A 17,990-nucleotide genomic window follows, 5' to 3' on the forward strand; every position below is an offset into this window, starting at 1 on the left:
CCCGTCAGTCCTTGTACGCCTTGGCCGCGTCCCGCTCCAGCCGCTGCTGGACCGCGGTGACGTCCTTCGGCTTCGCGAGGAAGTCCTGGAGCGCCTTCCACTCGCCCTTGTTGGGCGAGCCGCCGAAGGACTGCGGCATCTGGTCCGACATGTCGTAGCGGATGTCGTCCCCGGCCTTGAGCAGCGCCTCGGCGATGCCGCGCTGCACGGCGTTCGGATACGCGGACGTGTCGAGCGCCTTGTTCGGCGAGATGAACCCGCCGGTCTTCGCCCAGATCGCGGCGGCCTCGGGCGAGGCGAGGTACGTGAGCAGCGCCTGCGCGCCCTCGGAGTCCTTGAGCGCCACGGCCGCGTCACCCCCGACCACCGCCGGAGCCTGCCCGCCGCCCACAGCAGGGAAGGGGAAGACCTTCGCGTCGGTGCCGATCTTCGCGTCCGTCTCGGCGATGTTGATGCCGACGAAGTCCGCCTCGAAGACCATTCCGGCCTTCGGCTGGTCGCCGCCCGTGAAGGTCTGCGTGACCGAGGCGGGGAACTCGGTGGCGAGCGCGCCCTTCGCGCCGCCCGCGAGCAGGTCGGGCTTGCCGAAGAGCTGGCCGAGCGTCGTGAGCGCCTGCTTCACGGAGGGGTCGGTCCACTTGATCTCGTGCCGCGCGAGCTTGTCGTACTTCTCCGGGCCCGCCTGCGAGAGGTAGATGTTCTCGAACCAGTCCGTGAGCGTCCAGCCGTCCGCGCCCGCGACGGAGACGGGCGTGACGCCGGAGTCGGCGACGGTCTGCGCGGTCTTCAGGAAGTCGGCCCACGAGGTGGGGACTTCGGCGCCCGCGTTGTCGAAGACGGCGGTGTTGTACCAGACGAGGGACTTGTTCGCGGCCTTGAAGTAGACGCCGTACTGCTTGCCGTCGACCGCGCCGAGATCCTGCCAGCCCTGCCCGTAGTTCTTCTTCAGCTCGGCCTGCGCCTCGGGCCCCAGGGGCTTCGCCCACTTGCGCTCCACGGCCTGCTGGATCGCGCCGACCTGCGGCAGCATGGCCACGTCCGGCTGACCACCACCGGCGATCTTCGACTCCAGGAAGCCGATGACCGGGTCCTGCGCGGCGACGTACTCCGTCTTCGCCCCGGTCCGCTTCCCGAAGTCGGCGAGCACCTTCTCGAAGGCGTCCCGCTCGGCCCCGCTCCAGACGGCGGCGATCTTCACGGTCTGCCCGTCGAGCTTGGGCAACCGGACGCCGGAGGAGGACTGTTCGGCGGAGGCGGACGGCTTCTTCGCGTCGTCCCCCTTGTCCTTCCCGCCGTCCCCGTCGCTGCCGCAGGCGGTCAGCGCCACGGCGGTCCCGGCCGCGACGGCCATGAGCGCCAGCCGGCGCGAGCGCCGCCCCCGGCCCTTGCGTGGCGCCCGGCTCCGTGCATCCCGAAGAGGTGCGTGCATCATCGCCCCGTTCTCTTCCGTCTCGCTTCAACTACGAATCGTGTCCCGGTGGTTGCCGGGAGGGGGCCTCTTCCCCCCTCCCGCACATCTACGCCCGCCCGCTCGCGGGAAGCAAGGGGGTGGGAGGTCACGACCTGCGCGGACGCGGCCCTTTGTGATCGTGCTGTGACCCGGAACGGGCCACCCGGGCAAGGCACGCCCCGCGCGGTGCGCACGGCCGGACAAGGAGCGGCGGCGCCTACGGGCCGAAGCGGCCGGGCGCATCACTGGTCCGGTCTCGATGTACCTGCGCCTCGCGCGGCTCGATCTGGCCGCAAGTGCCCTGAGAGAGGCCCTTGATCATGCCCTGGCCACGGGACTGTCCTACCGGCGCAGGGGAGCGGTGCTCACGGACCTGGCGTCCATCGGGGTGAAGCGGCGGGACCCCGAGCAAGTGCTGGCGTACGGCGGAGAGGCCGTACGCCTTGCTCAGGCGTCGTCCTCCGGATACGCCGTCCGTAGAGTCGGGGACTTGAGAGCCCAGCTCACCGAGTTCGGCCATGACCGCAGGGTTCTGGAACTCAGCGAGCGGATCGACTCGCTGCACACGTGAGGACAAGAGAGGAACCTTCATGTCGGACACCGAGGGCGGGCGGCGGTTTCGCGCGGCATGGATCGCAGGGGTGCGGCGGCACTTTCCGGGGGAGCCGAAGCCGGGATACGTGAGCGGCTGGGACGAGATGCCGGAGTGGGAGCGGTCGGCGGCCGGAGCGGTGTACGCGCAGGTACGGGACCTGATCGAGGCCAGCGAGGGCGGGGCCGCCAAGCTGAGCCGGGAACAGAAGAGCCGGTTCGTCGCGATCAGCTGGACGGCCCAGATGTATCGCGCCTTCACCGACCCCAAGCCCGGGTACGTGGCCGATTGGTCCGAACTCCCTGAGTGGCAGCGGGAGACGGACGCGGACATCTTCGAGGCCATCGAGGCGGAGCGGGACTGAGAAGCTGACGAAGGTGGCGGCGTGGCCGGGGTTCCGGCCGCGTCCGTCCCCGGGAGAAGGACCTGTGCCCCTCTCGCGTACCGGTGCGGTCGTCGTGACGAGGGGACGCGGCCGAGGGAACCGGCCGCTCTGGTCGCCTCGGCGGCCCGGCCCGGCCCGGCCCGGCCCGGCCCGACACCGGGCCAGGCCACCTGACAGCCGGGCGGAGAACGGTCTGTCCATCCCATGGGGCGCGGCGCCGTGCCGCTGGCGGCCCGTGGGGGGCGGGCTGATGTCCCCGTCGTGGTACGAGGCGCGTCCGCAGGTGAGGGGGAGGGGGCGGGGGGCGGTTACAGCAGCGGCTCCTGCGGTCTTGCCTCCGCCGCCCTCGCCGCGCGGTCCAGCGCGCTGGCCAGGAGGGCGAGGTCTGTCGGGCCGTTGCCCAACTCGCGGACCGGGCGGGCGCGTTCGGGAGCGTCGCCCATTTTCGGCCACTCCAGCGGGGTGACCGTCGGGCGGAGCGTGGCCGTGCGCGGGATGCGGCCCGTCACGCGGCCCGCCTGGAAGGGGAGGGCCGCCCCGTCCTGGGTCAGCAGGCGTCCGCGGCCCGGGGCCGGGTCCTCCGGGGCCGGGGACGGGGCGTCGAGCACGACCCGTACCCCCGCCGCGCGCGCCACGTAGGAGGCCGACGCCTTCTCCGTGCGCGCGCCCGCGGCGATCAGGTGGACGCCGAGCCGCGCCCCCTCCCGTACCACCGCCTCCAGCGCCCGGACGACCGAACCGGCCGCCGGACGGCCCGTCGCACCGAGCGGCGGGTCGAGCAGCGCGTCCACGTCGTCCACGAGGACCACGAGGCGCGGGAGCGGGTTCCGCCCGGCTGAGGACGTGCGCGGGCGCAGGCGGAGTGTGCGGCTCGGGGCCGTCTCGATGTCGCCGGTCTCCACGCCGCGCGACTGCCCGGGGACCGTGGCCTCCGAGTGGTCGGCGGAGTTCGCGGCCGTCGCGTCCGCCGGGTGCGGTGCCGGGCGCTGGTCCGCCTCCTGGTCGTACGGGACGCGCGGGCGCCCGAACGGCCCGTGCGCGGCCCGCTCCTCGCCGTACCGCGAGCGCTCCCGCTCGTAGGAGGGTCCGTGCGGGGGCTGTTCCTGGTCGAACATGACCCGGGCGCGTACGCCCTGCTCCGGTACGCGGCTCGTCCGCGCGGCCACCGACACGGCCGCTGCTCGCGGGGCGCCCGGCCCCGCGCCCGTACCGCCGACGTCGCCCGCGGGACCCCCACCGCCGGCCGGTCCCGCCGCGGGTCCCGGGCGGGGGCCCGTCCCCGCCGTCCCGCGCGCCCGGACCCGCCCCGAGGCCGTGTCCCCCAGCCCTCCCTGCGCCGGTACGACCGGTTCCCCGCCCCCCGAGGTCGCGTCGCCCCCGTCGAGCAGCCGTGCCCGCCGCTTCAGCTCGCCCGCCAGCGCCTGCGCGAACTCCCGCATCCGTACCGGGTCCTGGGCGCGCAGCACCGTCGTCACGTGCGGCAGGTCCGCGCACACCCCGAGCCCCGCGCCGTCCGGCGGCGCCCCCGCGCCGTCCACGAGGACGAGCCCGAGCCGGTCCGGCCGCTCGCCCGCCGCCAGCGAGGCCGCGAGCGCCCGCAGCAGCTCCGTACGGCCGCTGCCCGCCGGGCCCTCGATGATCAGGTGCGGACCCTGGGCCCCGCCGAGGTCCACGTGCGCGGGGCCCTCGGGCCCCGCGCCGAGCACCCCGAGCACGCGCCCCCCAGGCGCCTCCTCGGCCGCGCTCGCCCACCGCGCGAGCAACGAGGCGGGCGTGGCCCGCGCGAGCCCCAGCTCGTCGAGCAGCCGCACCGCCTGGGGCAGCGGGGCCGCCGTGGCGGCGGTACGGGGCGCGCCCTGCGCCGCGTCCGTGCGCAGCGGCGCGAGAGCCCGTGCGAAGCGCTCCGCCCACGCCGCCGAGACCGCGTCCACGGTGCCCGTCGTGCCGTTCCCCGCGAGCCGCCCGCGCGCCGTGCGCAGCACGTGCACGGCCGTCGCGACGTCGCCGCTGAGCAGCGCCACGGCCCCGCAGTCGCGGAACGCCGCGACCTGCGCGCACGCCGCCTCGAAGGTCTCGGCGACCGGCGAGGCGGGAGAGGCCGCGGCCGTCTCCGCGAGGCACACGAGGTGCACCCCCGCCGCGCGCCCCTCCGCGCTCGCGCACCATGCCGCCGCCTCGCGCAGCGCGGGCGTGCCCGGGTCGCCGTCGAGCACGACGAGCGTCCGCAGTCCCTCGTACTGGCCGGGCGTGCGCCCGCGGACCTCGGCGAAGCGCGCGGCGGCCTGCTCGTTGTCATAGGCGAGCAGCGCGCGGCACTCCTGCCCGCGCGTCGGGCGTACGTGCGGCAGCCAGCCGAGCCAGCCCCAGCGCGCGACGCGCTCGCTGAGCGGCTGGTGGCGATCGGTGCTGATCAGGACGATTTCGAGGATGTCGGGGGAGTGCAGCGCCGCGTACTGCGCGAGGACCGCGCGCGCGAGCCCGGAGAGGCGTTCGCGCGGGCCCGCGAGTCCGAGCGAGCCGCTCTCGGCGAGGCTGACGGTGAGCGGGACGGGCAGCGCGCCGCCCTCGGGACGCGGGTGCTCGCTCGTGCCGACGCGGCAGGCCAGCGCCTCGGGGTGACCGGGGCCGCGCTCCCACAGGCGCGGGCCAGGGCCCAGCGCGGTGAGCAGGAGGAGGGCGGGATCGGGCCACGCCTCGGGGGAGCGGGCGGGGCGGGGCGCGGGGACGGGCGGAAGGGGGGCCTCCGGCGCGGTGCCGCCGGGCCCGCTCGGCGGGGCCTGCCCCGGCGAGGGCGCCTGCCCCGCCGTCGTGGCCGCCGTCTCGTCCGGGCGGGCGCCGCGCCGCCGTCCCCACAGGCCGAGCCCGCCCTTGCGCCGCACCGTCCTCGTCTCGGCCGGGTCCTGGGGCGCGGGGGCGTCCATCTCGGGGGTGCCGTCGGAGGGATGCGGCCGCGCGTCGCGTGCGCCCAGCGCGTCCCGCGCCTCGCCCGCCTGCCGCGCGTCCCGCGCCTCGCCCGCCTGCCGCGCGCCGCGCGCCTCGCCCGCCGCGCGCGGTCCGCGCAGGTCCTGGGCGGCGTGGGTCGCGTCGGCACCGCCGGGGGTGGCGGAGCGCGGCCCATCGGAGGGACGGCGTCCCTCGGAGCCGCGAGGTGCTTCGGGCGTACGGCTCCGGGGCGCCCCGGCCTCCGCCCGCGCCGCGTCGTTCGTCCCGGCCTCCGTCCGCACCGCGTCGTCCGCCCCGGCCTCCGTCCGCACCGCGTCGTCCGCCCCCGCCCGTACCCGTACGTGCCCCTCGCCGTCCGGCACCGTCGCCACCGGCGGCTGCGTGCCGCCCGCCACGACGCGCAGGACGGACTCGCCGACGCGCAGCAGGGCGCCGCGCGGGAGCGGCTGGGGGGTGCGGCCGACGGGGCGGCCCTCGATGGTCGTGCCGTTGGTCGAGCCGAGGTCGGCGACCTCCGCGCGGCCCCCTGGGCCGAGCACGACGGCGCAGTGCGCGCGCGAGACGTCGGGGTCGTCGAGCGTCACGTCGGCGTCGGAGGAGCGGCCGATGCGCACCTCGCCGCCGTGCAGCACGTGCACGCCGCCCGCGTCGGGCCCCGAGACGACCTGGAGCTGCGGTGCCGCCGGGTCCGGCTCGCCGCCAGGTCCGGCCGGGCCACCGAGCGCGAGCACCGCGCCGTCCACGAGCGGCGGCTCCCCGAGCACCGCGCGGTGCGGGTCGAGGCGGGTGCCGTCCACCCACCACGAGGACGTCGTCTCGCCCGCGCGGGCCGCCTGCTTCAGCCCGGCGGCGACCGCCGAGAGCTGGGTGCCCGCCGGGGCGGTGACGAGGACGTCGCAGTCGCGTCCCGCACCCCTCCGTGCCAGGAGGCTGAGCCGAATCTGCATCCCGGTCACGCGTCCCCTCTGCGCGCGCGCACGCCGGGAAAGGGCTTCCGCCCCCGTCGCGCACGGGCACTCGGCCTGTACGTACAGACACGCATCCTCGCACTTGCCAGAGACAACCCGCCCGCCGATCGCCGTCGATTGATCTTGATTGATCTGCTCCGGTCGGAAAAGTTCCATGTCGGACGGGGTCGATCGGCCGGAACCATTCGCTCCGCGGGCCGGAGGACGAGGGTCCGGCGGCGGGCCGCCGGGGAGGAACGGGACGGTCCCGGGGCTTCGCGCACCCCCGCCCGGCCGTTTCGGCGCACTACAGTGGGCGGAACTGTCCGAAGCGGCGGCCCCGGGGGCCGCCGCCCCGAACGCGGCCGGCCCGGTGCCCCCAGAGGTGCCCGGATGCGGGCGAGCCGGATGATCAGGGAGCGCATGACGTGCGGCCGGTAGGCAGCAAGTACCTCCTGGAGGAGCCGCTGGGACGCGGCGCCACGGGCACCGTCTGGCGTGCGCGCCAGACCGTCCCGGCGGGCGCCGAGGCGGCCGTACAGGGGCAGCCGGGCGAGACCGTCGCCATCAAGGTCCTCAAGGAGGAGCTGGCGAACGATCCGGACATCGTGATGCGCTTCCTGCGCGAGCGCTCGGTGCTGCTCCGGCTCACCCACCCGAACATCGTGCGCGTGCGCGACCTCGTCGTCGAGGGCGATCTGCTCGCGCTCGTCATGGACCTCGTCGAGGGCCCGGATCTGCACCGCTACCTGCGCGAGAACGGGCCCTTCAGCCCCGTCGCCGCGAGCCTGCTCACCGCGCAGATCGCGGACGCGCTCGTCGCGAGCCACGCGGACGGCGTCGTGCACCGCGACCTCAAGCCCGCGAACGTCCTCCTGAAGGACGACCCCGACGGGGGCCTGCACCCCCTCCTCACGGACTTCGGCATCGCGCGCCTCGCCGACTCCCCCGGCCTCACCCGCACGCAGGAGTTCGTCGGCACCCCCGCCTACGTCGCCCCGGAGGCCGCCGAGGGCCGCCCGCAGACCTCCGCCGTGGACATCTACGGCGCGGGCATCCTCCTCTACGAGCTGCTCACCGGCCGCCCGCCCTTCCAGGGCGAGTCCGCGCTCGAAGTCCTCCACCGGCACCTGAGCGAGGAGCCGCGCCGCCCGTCGGGCGTCCCCGAGCCGCTGTGGACGGTTATCGAGCGCTGCCTCAGCAAGAACCCGGACCGCCGCCCGAGCGCCGAGAACCTCGCCCGTGCCCTCCGCGTCGTCGCCGAGGGCGTCGGCGTGCACGCCAACTCCGCGCAGATCGCGGCGGCCGAGGGCGTCGACGCCCTCCTCGCGCCCGACCCGGACCCGGCCCCCGTACCGGAGACACCGGGCGCCGCGGCCCCGACCGAGGTCCTCTCGCGCGACGGCTTCCCGCAGGGCGGCCACGACCCGGCGGCGCCGACCTCCGTGCTCCCCACGACCGGGCAGGGCGCCGGTACGGGGCCGGGCGGCCGTCCCGGTGAGGCCGACCCGACCGCCGTCATGCCCCCCGTACCGCCCGGCGCGGACCCCGACGCCCCGCACCCCTGGGAGAACCAGCTCAGGGCGGCGCGCGACCGCAACGAGCAGACGCAGATCCAGTACCTCGGCCCGGACGAGGACCCCCTGCGCCGCCGCCCGCACCGGCAGCAGCCCCCGCGGCAGCAAGGCCCCGGCCCGTACGGCTACGCGCCGCAACCGGGCCCCTACGACCCGCCGCAGCCCCCCGCGTACCGGCAGGGCGGCTACCAGCAGGGCGGGCAGGGCGGCTACCAGCAGCCGTACCAGCAGCAGCCCCCGCAACAGCAGCCCCAGCAGTACGCGCCCCCGCCCGCCTCGCGCCGGCAGGCCCCGCCGCCCGCCGAGGCCCCGCCGCGCCGCGAGCCGCGACCGCCGCGCGAGCCCCGTGAGCCGCGCCGCCGCAGCGCCAACCCGATGCGCATCCCGGGCCTCGGCTGCCTCAAGGGCTGCCTGTTCACCGTGGTGATCCTCTTCGTGGTCGGCTGGATCGTGTGGGAGGTCAGCCCGCTCCAGGACTGGATCGGCACGGGCAAGGGCTACTGGGACCAGCTCGGCAGCTGGGTCAAGGAGATCTCGGGCTGGTTCTCGAAGCTGAACGGCTAGCGGCGGGCCGTGCGCCGGGCCGCCGCCCCCTGGGCGATGCCCCGGCGCGGCGCTCCCCCTCGTGCGCCGCGCGGCTCGGCCTTACCCGTCGCGCGGCACGGCAGCACCCGTCGTGCGCGGCACAGCAGTGCCCGCCGCGCGGCTCGGCGACGCGTCGCGCGGAGGGCGAGTGCGGCGACAAGTCGACAATCGGCGGATGTCTTCGGCCACCGAACCCCCATAAAACCGGACGGATCGCCGTCCCGATGTGGCGCGAAGGCCGATCCTGGGCACGGAAGACCCCAGGACGCGCGTAACTTTGCGCATCGTCGCATCGCCACGACTTTGCAAACGTCGCAACGCCACGTCCCCGGCCGCGCCGGGGCCCGACCTGTCGGAGCAGTTTTGGCACGCAAGATCGGCAGCCGGTACACCGCACACCAGCTCCTCGGGCGGGGCAGCGCGGGGAGTGTGTGGCTCGGCGACGGACCCGAGGGGCCCGTCGCGATCAAACTGCTCCGCGAGGACCTCGCGGCGGACCAGGAACTCGTCGGCCGCTTCGTCCAGGAGCGCACCGCGCTGCTCGGCCTCGAACACCCCCACATCGTCACCGTGCGCGACCTCGTCGTGGACGGCAACGACCTGGCGCTCGTCATGGACGCCGTCCGCGGCACCGACCTGCGCACGCGCATCGACTCCGCCCACCGCCTCGCCCCCGCCGCGGCGGCCGCGATCGTCGCGGACATCGCCGACGCGCTCGCCTTCGCGCACAAGGCCGGGGTCGTGCACCGCGACGTCAAGCCCGAGAACATCCTTCTCGACATGTCGGGCACGCCAGGACGCGCGGGCGAACACCCCGCGCTCCTCACCGACTTCGGCGTCGCCAAGCTCATCGACAGCCCCCGCTCCACGCCCACGGGCCGCAGCACGAAGATCATCGGGACGCCGGACTACTGCGCCCCCGAGATCGTCGAGGGCCTGCCGCCGCGCGCCGCCGTCGACATCTACGCGCTCGCGACGGTCCTGTACGAACTCCTCGCCGGCTTCACGCCCTTCGGCGGCGGCCACCCCGGGGCGATCCTGCGGCGGCACGTGACGGAGACGGTCGTCCCGCTGCCCGGCATCCCCGAGGAGCTGTGGCAGCTTCTCGTCCAGTGCCTCGCCAAGGCCCCGGCCTCGCGCCTGCGCGCGTCCGAACTCGCCGAGCGGCTGCGGGAGATGGCACCGCTGCTCGACGGGCTCCCGGCCCTGGAGGTGGACGAGCCGCAGCCGGAGCCGGCCGAGCCGGGCGAGGCGGTGGGTGAGGAGACCGCGACCGGCGCGGCGCCGCGCGGCGCGGTGTCGCTGGTGCCGACGGCCCCGGGCAAGGACTCGGGCCGGGACACGCACACGAGCATGAGGGTGCCGGGCGTGGACGAGCTGTCCGGGGGTGCCCACGGGACGGCACGGGTGCCGCGTGCCCCGGGGGCGCCGCGGCCGGGCTCCGCACGGGCCAGGGAGGCGGCGCTTCGGCGGAGGCGGCTGCGGACCGGGGTCGGGGCCGGGCTGGCGGTGGTGATCCTCGCCGTGGCGGGGTGGCTCGTCGCGGGCGGCGAGGACAGCGATTCCGGGGCCGAGCAGACAGGAACGGCTGCCGTCACCTCGGGGTGAGCGCCTTCCGCGTCGCTCACCCCGTCTCCCGGGGCGGCATCCCCTCCGGGGCGCCCACCCCGCCCTCCGGCTCCTCAGGGGCCGGAGGGGCCGACGTTCGCCCGCACCGCCGGTGCCACCTCTTCCCCCAGCCTCCTGATCGCGCCCTCGTCGTCCCCTCCCACGACGAAGCCGCTGATGCCGTGCTCCACGGCCAGCTCCGTGAGGAAGTTTGCGGTCGCCTGCTCCGGCTTCATGATGTTGAGGAAGCGGCGGATCTCGCGCGGGTCCCGGCCCGCCTCCCGTGCCGCCTCGTCGATGCGGGCGTTCATCGCGGGCAGGGCGGCCGTGCCCCCCTTCAGGTAGTCGTACGAGGGAAGCCAGCCCGTGGCGAGGCGCCCGGTGAGGGCGAGCATCCGGGGGCCGTACGCGCCCACCCACACGCCGATGTCGTGGGCCGGGCGCGGGCCGCGCTTGGCGCCGTCGGCGGTGTAGTACGTCCCTCTGTGGCGCACGCCACCGCGCTCCCCGGTGTCCCACAGCTCGCGGATCAGGCCGATCGCCTCGGCGAGCGCGTCCACCGACTCCCCGGGCGGCAGGCCCCGGCCGCCCATCGCCACGACGGCGTCGCGGAAGCCGCCCGCGCCGATGCCCAGCTCGAAGCGTCCGCCGCTGAGCAGGTCGAGCGTCGCCGCGGTACGCGCGAGGACGGCGGGCGGGCGCAGCGGCAGGTTGGTGACGTTCGCCGCGAGGCGCACCCGCGTGGTGCGGGCCGCCACGAAGGCCAGCAGGGCCTGCGTGTCGAGGAGCGCGGGCTGGTAGGGGTGGTCCTGGAAGGTCACGAGGTCGAGACCCGCGCGCTCACCGGCCACGGCGAGCTCCACGACCTCGGCGGGCCGGGCCGAGGAAGGGGTGACGAAGGAGCCGAAGAGGAGGTCGTGCCCGTAATCGGTCATGCGCGTCAGCCTGCCACGCGCCCCTCCGGGAGGGGCGGGCTTCGCCCGAGCGCCCGCCGCCCGGTTACCCTGATGGACGTGGCAGTCGTCGATGTATCCGAAGAGCTCAAGTCCCTCTCCTCCACCATGGAGTCGATCGAGGCCGTCCTGGACCTCGACAGGATGAGGGAGGAAATCGCTTCCCTGGAGGAGCAGGCAGCGGCTCCGTCCCTGTGGGACGACCCCGATGCGGCGCAGAAGATCACCAGCAAGCTGAGCCACCTCCAGGCCGAGGTCCGCAAGGCCGAGGGCCTGCGCGGGCGCATCGACGACCTGGCCGTGCTCTTCGAGCTGGCCGCCGACGAGAGCGACGCGGACACGCAGGAGGAGGCGGAGCAGGAGCTGGCCGCCGTGCGCAAGGCGCTCGACGAGATGGAGGTACGCACCCTCCTCTCCGGCGAGTACGACTCCCGCGAGGCCGTCGTCACGATCCGCGCCGAGGCCGGGGGCGTCGACGCCTCCGACTTCGCCGAGCGCCTCCAGCGCATGTACCTGCGCTGGGCCGAGCGCCTCGGCTACAAGACGGAGCTGTACGAGACGTCCTACGCCGAAGAGGCGGGCATCAAGTCCACGACCTTCGCCGTGCACGTCCCGTACGCCTACGGCACCCTCTCCGTCGAGCAGGGCACCCACCGCCTGGTCCGCATCTCCCCCTTCGACAACCAGGGGCGCCGCCAGACCTCCTTCGCGGGGGTCGAGGTGCTGCCCGTGGTCGAGCAGACCGACCACATCGAGATCGACGAGTCCGAGCTGCGCGTCGACGTGTACCGCTCCTCGGGCCCCGGCGGTCAGGGCGTCAACACGACCGACTCGGCCGTGCGCCTGACGCACCTGCCCACCGGCATCGTCGTCTCCTGCCAGAACGAGCGCTCGCAGATCCAGAACAAGGCGACCGCGATGAACGTCCTCCAGGCGAAGCTGCTCGAACGCCGCCGCCAGGAGGAGCAGGAGAAGATGAACGCCCTCAAGGGCGACGGCGGCAACTCCTGGGGCAACCAGATGCGCTCCTACGTCCTGCACCCCTACCAGATGGTCAAGGACCTCCGTACCGAGTACGAGGTCGGCAACCCCGAGGCCGTCTTCAACGGCGAGATCGACGGCTTCCTGGAGGCCGGCATCCGCTGGCGCAAGCAGCAGGAGCAGCAGAGCGCCTGAGGCCGGGACGGGCCCGCGGCCCAGCGTTGATCTTCCTGCGGCAACTTCCCTTTTCGTGAGGGGAGTTGCCGCAGCCTTTTCTTACGGGAGTCTTCACAGGCGCAAAGCGGTACGAAGGCGGGCGAGGCGCTCTTAAGGCGCTTGACGTGTCTGCGGCGGACCGCGAGGGTGGCGGATGGCATGCGCGTTTCTGGGGCGTGTGCGCACGGGGGCACGATCCAGGAGGCCCCCTGTCCGCGCGACCCGCCGCGTCGTCCCACCTACGTACGTATCGCTACTGGGGGTAGCTAGCTCATGACGAACAGAATGCGGGTCCGCGTGGCGCGGGTCGCCGCCGGAGCCGCCATCGCGGCCGGGGCCTCCCTCTCGGCCGCGGGCGCCGCCCACGCCGTCACCTTCAACGGCGACAACGGCCCGGCGGTCGAGGAGCCCGACCCGACCGACCCGGGCACGGACCCCTCCGACCCGGGAGACGACCCGTCCGACCCGGGCACCGAGATCCCGACCGGCGAGCCGAGCGACCCGGGCACGGACCCGTCCGACCCCGGCACCGAGCCGAGCGACCCAGGTACCGACCCGAGCGACCCCGGCACCGAGCCGAGCGACCCGGGCACCGAGCCCTCCGACCCGGGCACGGACCCGAGCGACCCGGGGACGGAGCCCTCCGACCCGGGCACGGACCCGAGCGACCCCTCCGGCCCGAGCACCGGGCCCTCCGACCCGGGCACGCAGCCCAGTGACCCGGGCGACCAGCCCTCCGGCGGGGCGTCCTCGCCCGCCGCCGGGGGCGGCAACGGGTCCACCGGCGCCGGCCCCGACAGCCTCGGGCAGCAGCCCGTGGAGCAGGGGGCGCCGAAGGACGAGCTCGCCGAGACCGGCGCGGCCGACACGACCTTCCTGGTCCTCGGTGCCGCGACCATGATCGCGGGCGGCATCGGCTTCCGCTTCCTGCCCCGCCTCACGGGGCGCGGGGGCGACACGGCCTGACGAAGGACAGCGGGGGCCGGGTGCGCACGCACCCGGCCCCCGCTCTTTCTTCACGCGCTCTCCACGCCGTTCAGGCGAAGCGCCCGGCGACCACCACCACCGCCGCCACGCACGCCACCAGCAGGGCGAGCAGCGTGGGCGGGCTGAGCTGGGAGAAGGGCGACTGCCCCCGCGTCTCCTTGAGGCGCTCACGGCTCGCGCGGCAGACCGGGCAGCGGCCCTCGCTCACCGGAGCGGCGCAGTGCGCGCACACCAGTCGGTCGTAGGTCATGCGCGTCATCCTTCCGGCCGGGCCGTACCTCTCCACTGTGCCAGGTCCCGGCCGCGGCGGCGCGGGCGCGCGTGCCCGTACGCGGGCCGTCGCGCCGGGCGGGGCCGTCCTCGCGCCCGCTTTGCCCGCGATCGTGCCCGGAACGGAGGATCGTCCGCGCACGGCCCCGGGACGGTGTCTGCGCGGTGCCCCCGGGGTCGCGTATGGTCACGCTCACCTGCTCCCGGCGATCCGTGGTGTTCTCGTGATCCGATTCGACAACGTCTCCAAGACCTACCCCAAACAGAGCCGGCCCGCACTCAGGGATGTCTCCCTCGAGGTCGAGCGCGGCGAGTTCGTCTTCCTCGTGGGGTCCTCGGGCTCGGGGAAGTCGACCTTCCTGCGGCTGATCCTGCGCGAGGAGCGCGCGAGCCACGGACAGGTCCACGTCCTCGGCAAGGATCTCTCACGCCTGTCGAACTGGAAGGTGCCGCAGATGCGCCGCCAGCTCGGCAACGTCTTCCAGGACTTCCGCCTGCTGCCCAACAAGACGGTCGCGCAGAACGTCGCCTTCGCGCAGGAGGTCATCGGCAAGTCGAAGGGCGACATCCGCAAGTCGGTGCCGCAGGTGCTCGACCTCGTCGGGCTCGGCGGCAAGGAGGACCGGATGCCCGGCGAGCTGTCCGGTGGTGAGCAGCAGCGCGTCGCGATCGCCCGCGCCTTCGTGAACCGGCCCAAGCTCCTCATCGCCGACGAGCCCACAGGGAACCTGGACCCCCAGACCTCGGTCGGCATCATGAAGCTGCTCGACCGGATCAACCGGACCGGCACCACCGTCGTCATGGCCACGCACGACCAGCAGATCGTCGACCAGATGCGCAAGCGCGTCATCGAACTGGAGAAGGGCCGCCTCGTCCGCGACCAGTCCCGCGGCGTCTACGGCTACCAGCACTGATACCCGGCGTCCGCGGGCCGGCCGTCCCGCGGACGCCTTGAGTTCTGAAAGGACGCCATGCGCGCCCAGTTCGTCCTGTCGGAGATCGGGGTCGGTCTCCGGCGCAATCTCACGATGACCTTCGCGGTCGTCGTCTCGGTCGCCCTCTCCCTCGCCCTCTTCGGTGCCTCGCTCCTCATGAGCGACCAGGTCGACTCGATGAAGGGCTACTGGTACGACAAGGTCAACGTGACCGTCTACCTGTGCGGCAAGAACGACGTCGGCGAGAGCCCGTCGTGCGCCAAGGGGGCCGTGACCCCCGAGCAGCGCCAGCAGATCGAGACCGACCTCAAGAAGATGCCGGCCGTCCAGACGGTCACGCACGAGACGGCCGACCAGGCGTACAAGCTGTACCAGAAGGAATTCAGCCGCTCGCCGATCGCCTCGCAGCTCACCCCGGACCTCATGCCGGAGTCCTTCCGCGTCAAGCTCAAGGACCCGAAGGACTACGAGGTCATCGCGACGGCCTTCAAGGGCCGCGCGGGCGTGCAGTCGGTCCAGGACCAGAAGAGCATCCTCGACAACCTCTTCGGGCTGCTCGACGGCATGAACTGGGCGGCACGCGCGCTCATGGCCCTGATGCTCGTCGTCGCGCTCATGCTGATCGTGAACACCGTGCGCGTCTCGGCGTTCAGCCGCCGCCGCGAGACCGGGATCATGCGGCTCGTCGGCGCCTCCGGCTTCTACATCCAGGCGCCGTTCATCATGGAGGCCGCGGTCGCCGGGCTCATCGGCGGGATCGTGGCCTGCGGGATGCTCGTGGGCGGCCGGTTCTTCATCATCGACGGCGGCCTCGACCTCTCCTCGAAGCTCAACCTCATCGAGTTCATCGGCTGGGGCCCGGTCATCGCGAAGCTGCCGCTCGTCCTCGCGACGAGCATCGTGATGCCCGCGCTCGCCGCGTTCTTCGCGCTGCGCAAGTACCTGAAGGTCTGAGCGGGCCACCGCGCGCACGACGGGCGCCGCACGGTCACCGGCCGTGCGGCGCCCGTCGTGCGCGGCCGGGCCGCCGCGCGGGGGACGGGGCGGCGTTCCCGGTACCGGGCCCGGAGCGGCCGGTGGGTTACTAGACTCCCCGCCATGCCCGAGAGCCCCCGCGTGCCGAGACCCCGCGCCGGACAGGGCTTCCCGCTCGCCGCGCCGCTGCTCCTCGCCGCCGTGCTCGCGGCGGGGCTGCGCGGCGGGTGGCTCCCGTCGTACGAGCCCCCGCAGACCCGTGCCCCCGAAGGCGCCTCCGCCGTCTCCGGCGCCCGTCTCGACGGCGCCGTGCGCTCCGCGCTCGCGCGGGGAGGCTCGGGCACCGAGGCCGCGCGGGCGCTCGTGAGCCGCTCGGGGCACCGCTGGGACGCGGTCTACGGGCCCTCGGCGTACACGGCGTGGAGCGAGGGCCTGACGGGCGCCTACGCGGGCGTGGGGCTCTCGCTGGCCCACGACGCGGACGGCGCGCCCCGGGTCTCGCGGGTGCGCCCTGGCGCACCCGCGGCGCGCGCCGGGGTGCGGGCGGGGGAGCGGCTGCTCTCGGTGGGCGGCAGGGAGGTCGCGGGGCTGCCCGTGACACGGACGGTGGGGCTGCTGCGGGGCGAGCCGGGGACGCGGGTCGCCCTGCGGCTCGTACGGGAGGACGGGACGGAGCGGCGGCTCGTGCTCACGCGGGTGCGGCTCGGCGGTGGTGCCGTCGTGTCCGTCGAGCGGTACGGGGACGGGGGCGCACGGGTGCGGGTGCGGGCGTTCACACGGGGCGCGGGGGAGCGCGTGCGCGCGGCGGTCGCCGCGCTGCCGCCCCGTACCCCCGTCGTGCTCGATCTGCGCGGCAACCCCGGGGGGCTGCTCGCCGAGGCGGCACGGGCGGCGGGCGCCTTCCTCGACGGCGGCGAGGTCGCGACGTACGAGGACGGCGGCTCACGCCGCGTGCTCGGGGCGCCACGCGGCGGAGCGGGCACGGGCCCCCTCGTGGTGCTCGTGGACGGCGGCACGGCGAGCGCGGCCGAGGTGCTGACGGGGGCGCTCCAGGACCGCGGGCGGGCGGTCGTCGTCGGGGAGCCGACCTTCGGCAAGGGAACGGTGCAGGTGCCGCGCGCCCTCCCCGACGGGAGCGTGGCCGAACTGACCGTGGGACGGTGGCGCACCCCCGGGGGACGCGGCGTGGAGGGCGCGGGGCTCACCCCCGACGTGAGCACGGCTCCGGGAGCCGCGGAGGCGCGGGCCCGCGAGGTATTGACTGGCCTCGGCACACCCTCGTAGTGCGAAAATGGAGGGATCATGGCAAAGGAAAAAGGACGCAAGCTGATCGCGCAGAACAAGAAGGCGCGACACGACTACACGATCATCGACACCTACGAGGCCGGGATGGTGCTCACCGGTACGGAGGTGAAGTCGCTGCGGCAGGGGCGGGCCTCGCTCGTGGACGGCTTCGTGCAGATCGACGGCGGTGAGGCGTGGCTGCACAACGTGCACATCCCCGAGTACTCGCAGGGCACGTGGACGAACCACTCCGCGCGGCGGCGGCGCAAGCTGCTGCTGCACGCCGAGGAGATCGCGAAGCTCGACGCGAAGTCGCAGGAGACGGGGCACACGATCATCCCGCTCGCCCTGTACTTCAAGGACGGGCGCGCGAAGTGCGAGATCGCGCTCGCGAAGGGCAAGCGCGAGTACGACAAGCGCCAGACGCTGCGCGAGAAGCAGGACACGCGCGAGGCGCACCGCGCGATGTCGGCGGCCCGGCGCAGGCAGCGGGCGGCCTGAAGAGGGCCGTGCGCCGGGCGGCGCACGGCGCTCGCGGGACGGCTCCGCGCGGGCGGGAATGCGCTGGCACGTGAGGGCGTTGTTCCCGTACGATGGCGCAAGCACCGTTCGCGGTGTGTGCGGCCGGAGCCTCGCGGCGACGGCTTTGACAACACCACAAGGGGATGATCGGTTTCGACAGCGGCTGTCGAAACAGGGGAAGCGAGCCGAGGAAGCGGCAATGATCTCGTAAACCATATGTCGCAAAAAATAATCGCCAATACCAAGCGCGATTCCTCCGCCTTCGCCCTTGCTGCCTGATTAGCAGCTAGCGAAGACTCCGCGGAGTGTCAGCCCGGGGCTGTTCCCGACCCGGATCCTGGCATCAGCTAGGGGACTAAACCTCTCACCCCGGTCACGGGGGTAAGAGGGAAACCAAACAGTGACTGAGCCCGTCGGAGACTTGTCCGCGTGATCTCCGGGGCCGAGAAAATCGCAGCGGACTGCGCTCGGAGAAGCCCTCTTTCCGCACCGTTGGACGCGGGTTCGATTCCCGCCATCTCCACTCCCTTTGTGGCCTCCGGCCCGTGGCGTTCGCGTCACGGGCCGGAGGCTTTTTCGCGTCCGGGGGCAGACCGCCTGGTGAGGGGCGCGCGGTACCGGGTCACGGGGCGGCGGTGTGCCCCCTTCCGTGCGACCCCTGCCTCTTTTCGTGCGCCCTATAAGTCTGATGAGCTTATTATTTAACTCCTTTGAGTGGCCCGGGTATCGGGCGGTGCCGTCTCTCCTGTTCAATGGCTCACGGCGGGATTTCCGTGCGAC

14 protein-coding genes and 1 other RNA gene are annotated in these 17,990 nt (G+C 74.2%); 11 read left to right on the top strand and 4 right to left on the bottom strand.

Annotated elements, in window-relative coordinates:
• Positions 1–4: 4 nt before the first annotated feature.
• On the bottom strand, positions 5–1,351 hold the full coding sequence (locus IF99_RS0113675; RefSeq protein WP_030996722.1) for an ABC transporter substrate-binding protein: 1,347 nt from the start codon (positions 1,349–1,351) through the stop codon (positions 5–7).
• 460 nt (positions 1,352–1,811) lie between these two features.
• On the opposite strand from IF99_RS0113675, the gene IF99_RS0113680 reads away from it, so the two are divergent.
• A complete protein-coding gene (locus IF99_RS0113680; RefSeq protein WP_234340686.1) occupies positions 1,812–2,021 on the top strand; it encodes a hypothetical protein in 210 nt (69 codons plus the stop codon).
• 19 nt (positions 2,022–2,040) lie between these two features.
• On the top strand, positions 2,041–2,406 hold the full coding sequence (locus tag IF99_RS0113685) for a hypothetical protein (RefSeq protein ID WP_030996724.1): 366 nt from the start codon (positions 2,041–2,043) through the stop codon (positions 2,404–2,406).
• A 329-nt stretch (positions 2,407–2,735) separates the two neighbouring features.
• On the opposite strand, the gene IF99_RS0113690 is transcribed toward IF99_RS0113685, so the two are convergent.
• On the bottom strand, positions 2,736–6,317 hold the full coding sequence (locus tag IF99_RS0113690; protein ID WP_030996725.1) for an FHA domain-containing protein: 3,582 nt from the start codon (positions 6,315–6,317) through the stop codon (positions 2,736–2,738).
• A gap of 428 nt (positions 6,318–6,745) precedes the next feature.
• Here IF99_RS0113690 and IF99_RS0113695 point away from each other — a divergent pair, with 428 nt between their 5' ends.
• Positions 6,746–8,458, top strand: coding sequence for a serine/threonine-protein kinase (locus IF99_RS0113695; protein WP_030996726.1), 1,713 nt, complete (start codon positions 6,746–6,748; stop codon positions 8,456–8,458).
• A gap of 384 nt (positions 8,459–8,842) precedes the next feature.
• Positions 8,843–10,087, top strand: coding sequence for a serine/threonine-protein kinase (locus tag IF99_RS0113700; protein ID WP_030996727.1), 1,245 nt, complete (start codon positions 8,843–8,845; stop codon positions 10,085–10,087).
• 74 nt (positions 10,088–10,161) lie between these two features.
• On the opposite strand, the gene IF99_RS0113705 is transcribed toward IF99_RS0113700, so the two are convergent.
• Positions 10,162–11,022: an LLM class flavin-dependent oxidoreductase gene (locus IF99_RS0113705; RefSeq protein WP_030996728.1), complete on the bottom strand. Its 861-nt coding sequence runs from the start codon at positions 11,020–11,022 to the stop codon at positions 10,162–10,164.
• A gap of 78 nt (positions 11,023–11,100) precedes the next feature.
• Between IF99_RS0113705 and prfB the strand changes: the two genes are divergently transcribed.
• Both prfB and IF99_RS0113715 read left to right on the top strand, forming a co-directional pair.
• On the top strand, positions 11,101–12,216 hold the full coding sequence (gene prfB, locus IF99_RS0113710) for a peptide chain release factor 2 (RefSeq protein WP_030996729.1): 1,116 nt from the start codon (positions 11,101–11,103) through the stop codon (positions 12,214–12,216).
• Positions 12,217–12,510: 294 nt separating this feature from the next.
• Positions 12,511–13,203, top strand: coding sequence for an LPXTG cell wall anchor domain-containing protein (locus IF99_RS0113715; protein ID WP_030996730.1), 693 nt, complete (start codon positions 12,511–12,513; stop codon positions 13,201–13,203).
• 70 nt (positions 13,204–13,273) lie between these two features.
• On the opposite strand, the gene IF99_RS0113720 is transcribed toward IF99_RS0113715, so the two are convergent.
• The gene (locus tag IF99_RS0113720; RefSeq protein ID WP_030996731.1) at positions 13,274–13,474 is read right to left on the bottom strand and encodes a hypothetical protein; all 201 of its coding nucleotides are present in this window, start codon (positions 13,472–13,474) and stop codon (positions 13,274–13,276) included.
• Between the two features lie 244 nt (positions 13,475–13,718).
• On the opposite strand from IF99_RS0113720, the gene ftsE reads away from it, so the two are divergent.
• The 5 genes from ftsE to ssrA all read left to right on the top strand — a co-directional run bounded on the left by ftsE (position 13,719) and on the right by ssrA (position 17,736).
• On the top strand, positions 13,719–14,408 hold the full coding sequence (ftsE, locus tag IF99_RS0113725; protein WP_007822907.1) for a cell division ATP-binding protein FtsE: 690 nt from the start codon (positions 13,719–13,721) through the stop codon (positions 14,406–14,408).
• Between the two features lie 57 nt (positions 14,409–14,465).
• Entirely contained in the window at positions 14,466–15,383 is a 918-nt protein-coding gene (gene ftsX, locus IF99_RS0113730) for a permease-like cell division protein FtsX (protein ID WP_030996732.1), read from the top strand.
• Between the two features lie 144 nt (positions 15,384–15,527).
• On the top strand, positions 15,528–16,688 hold the full coding sequence (locus tag IF99_RS0113735) for a S41 family peptidase (RefSeq protein WP_030996733.1): 1,161 nt from the start codon (positions 15,528–15,530) through the stop codon (positions 16,686–16,688).
• 18 nt (positions 16,689–16,706) lie between these two features.
• Complete coding sequence (gene smpB / locus IF99_RS0113740; protein WP_030996734.1) at positions 16,707–17,189, top strand: SsrA-binding protein SmpB; 483 nt, start codon at positions 16,707–16,709, stop codon at positions 17,187–17,189.
• A gap of 160 nt (positions 17,190–17,349) precedes the next feature.
• Positions 17,350–17,736: a transfer-messenger RNA gene (ssrA, locus tag IF99_RS32270) on the top strand.
• Positions 17,737–17,990 lie beyond the last annotated feature (254 nt).

This window comes from Streptomyces sp. NRRL F-5630, assembly GCF_000719475.1.
Lineage (GTDB): Bacteria > Actinomycetota > Actinomycetes > Streptomycetales > Streptomycetaceae > Streptomyces.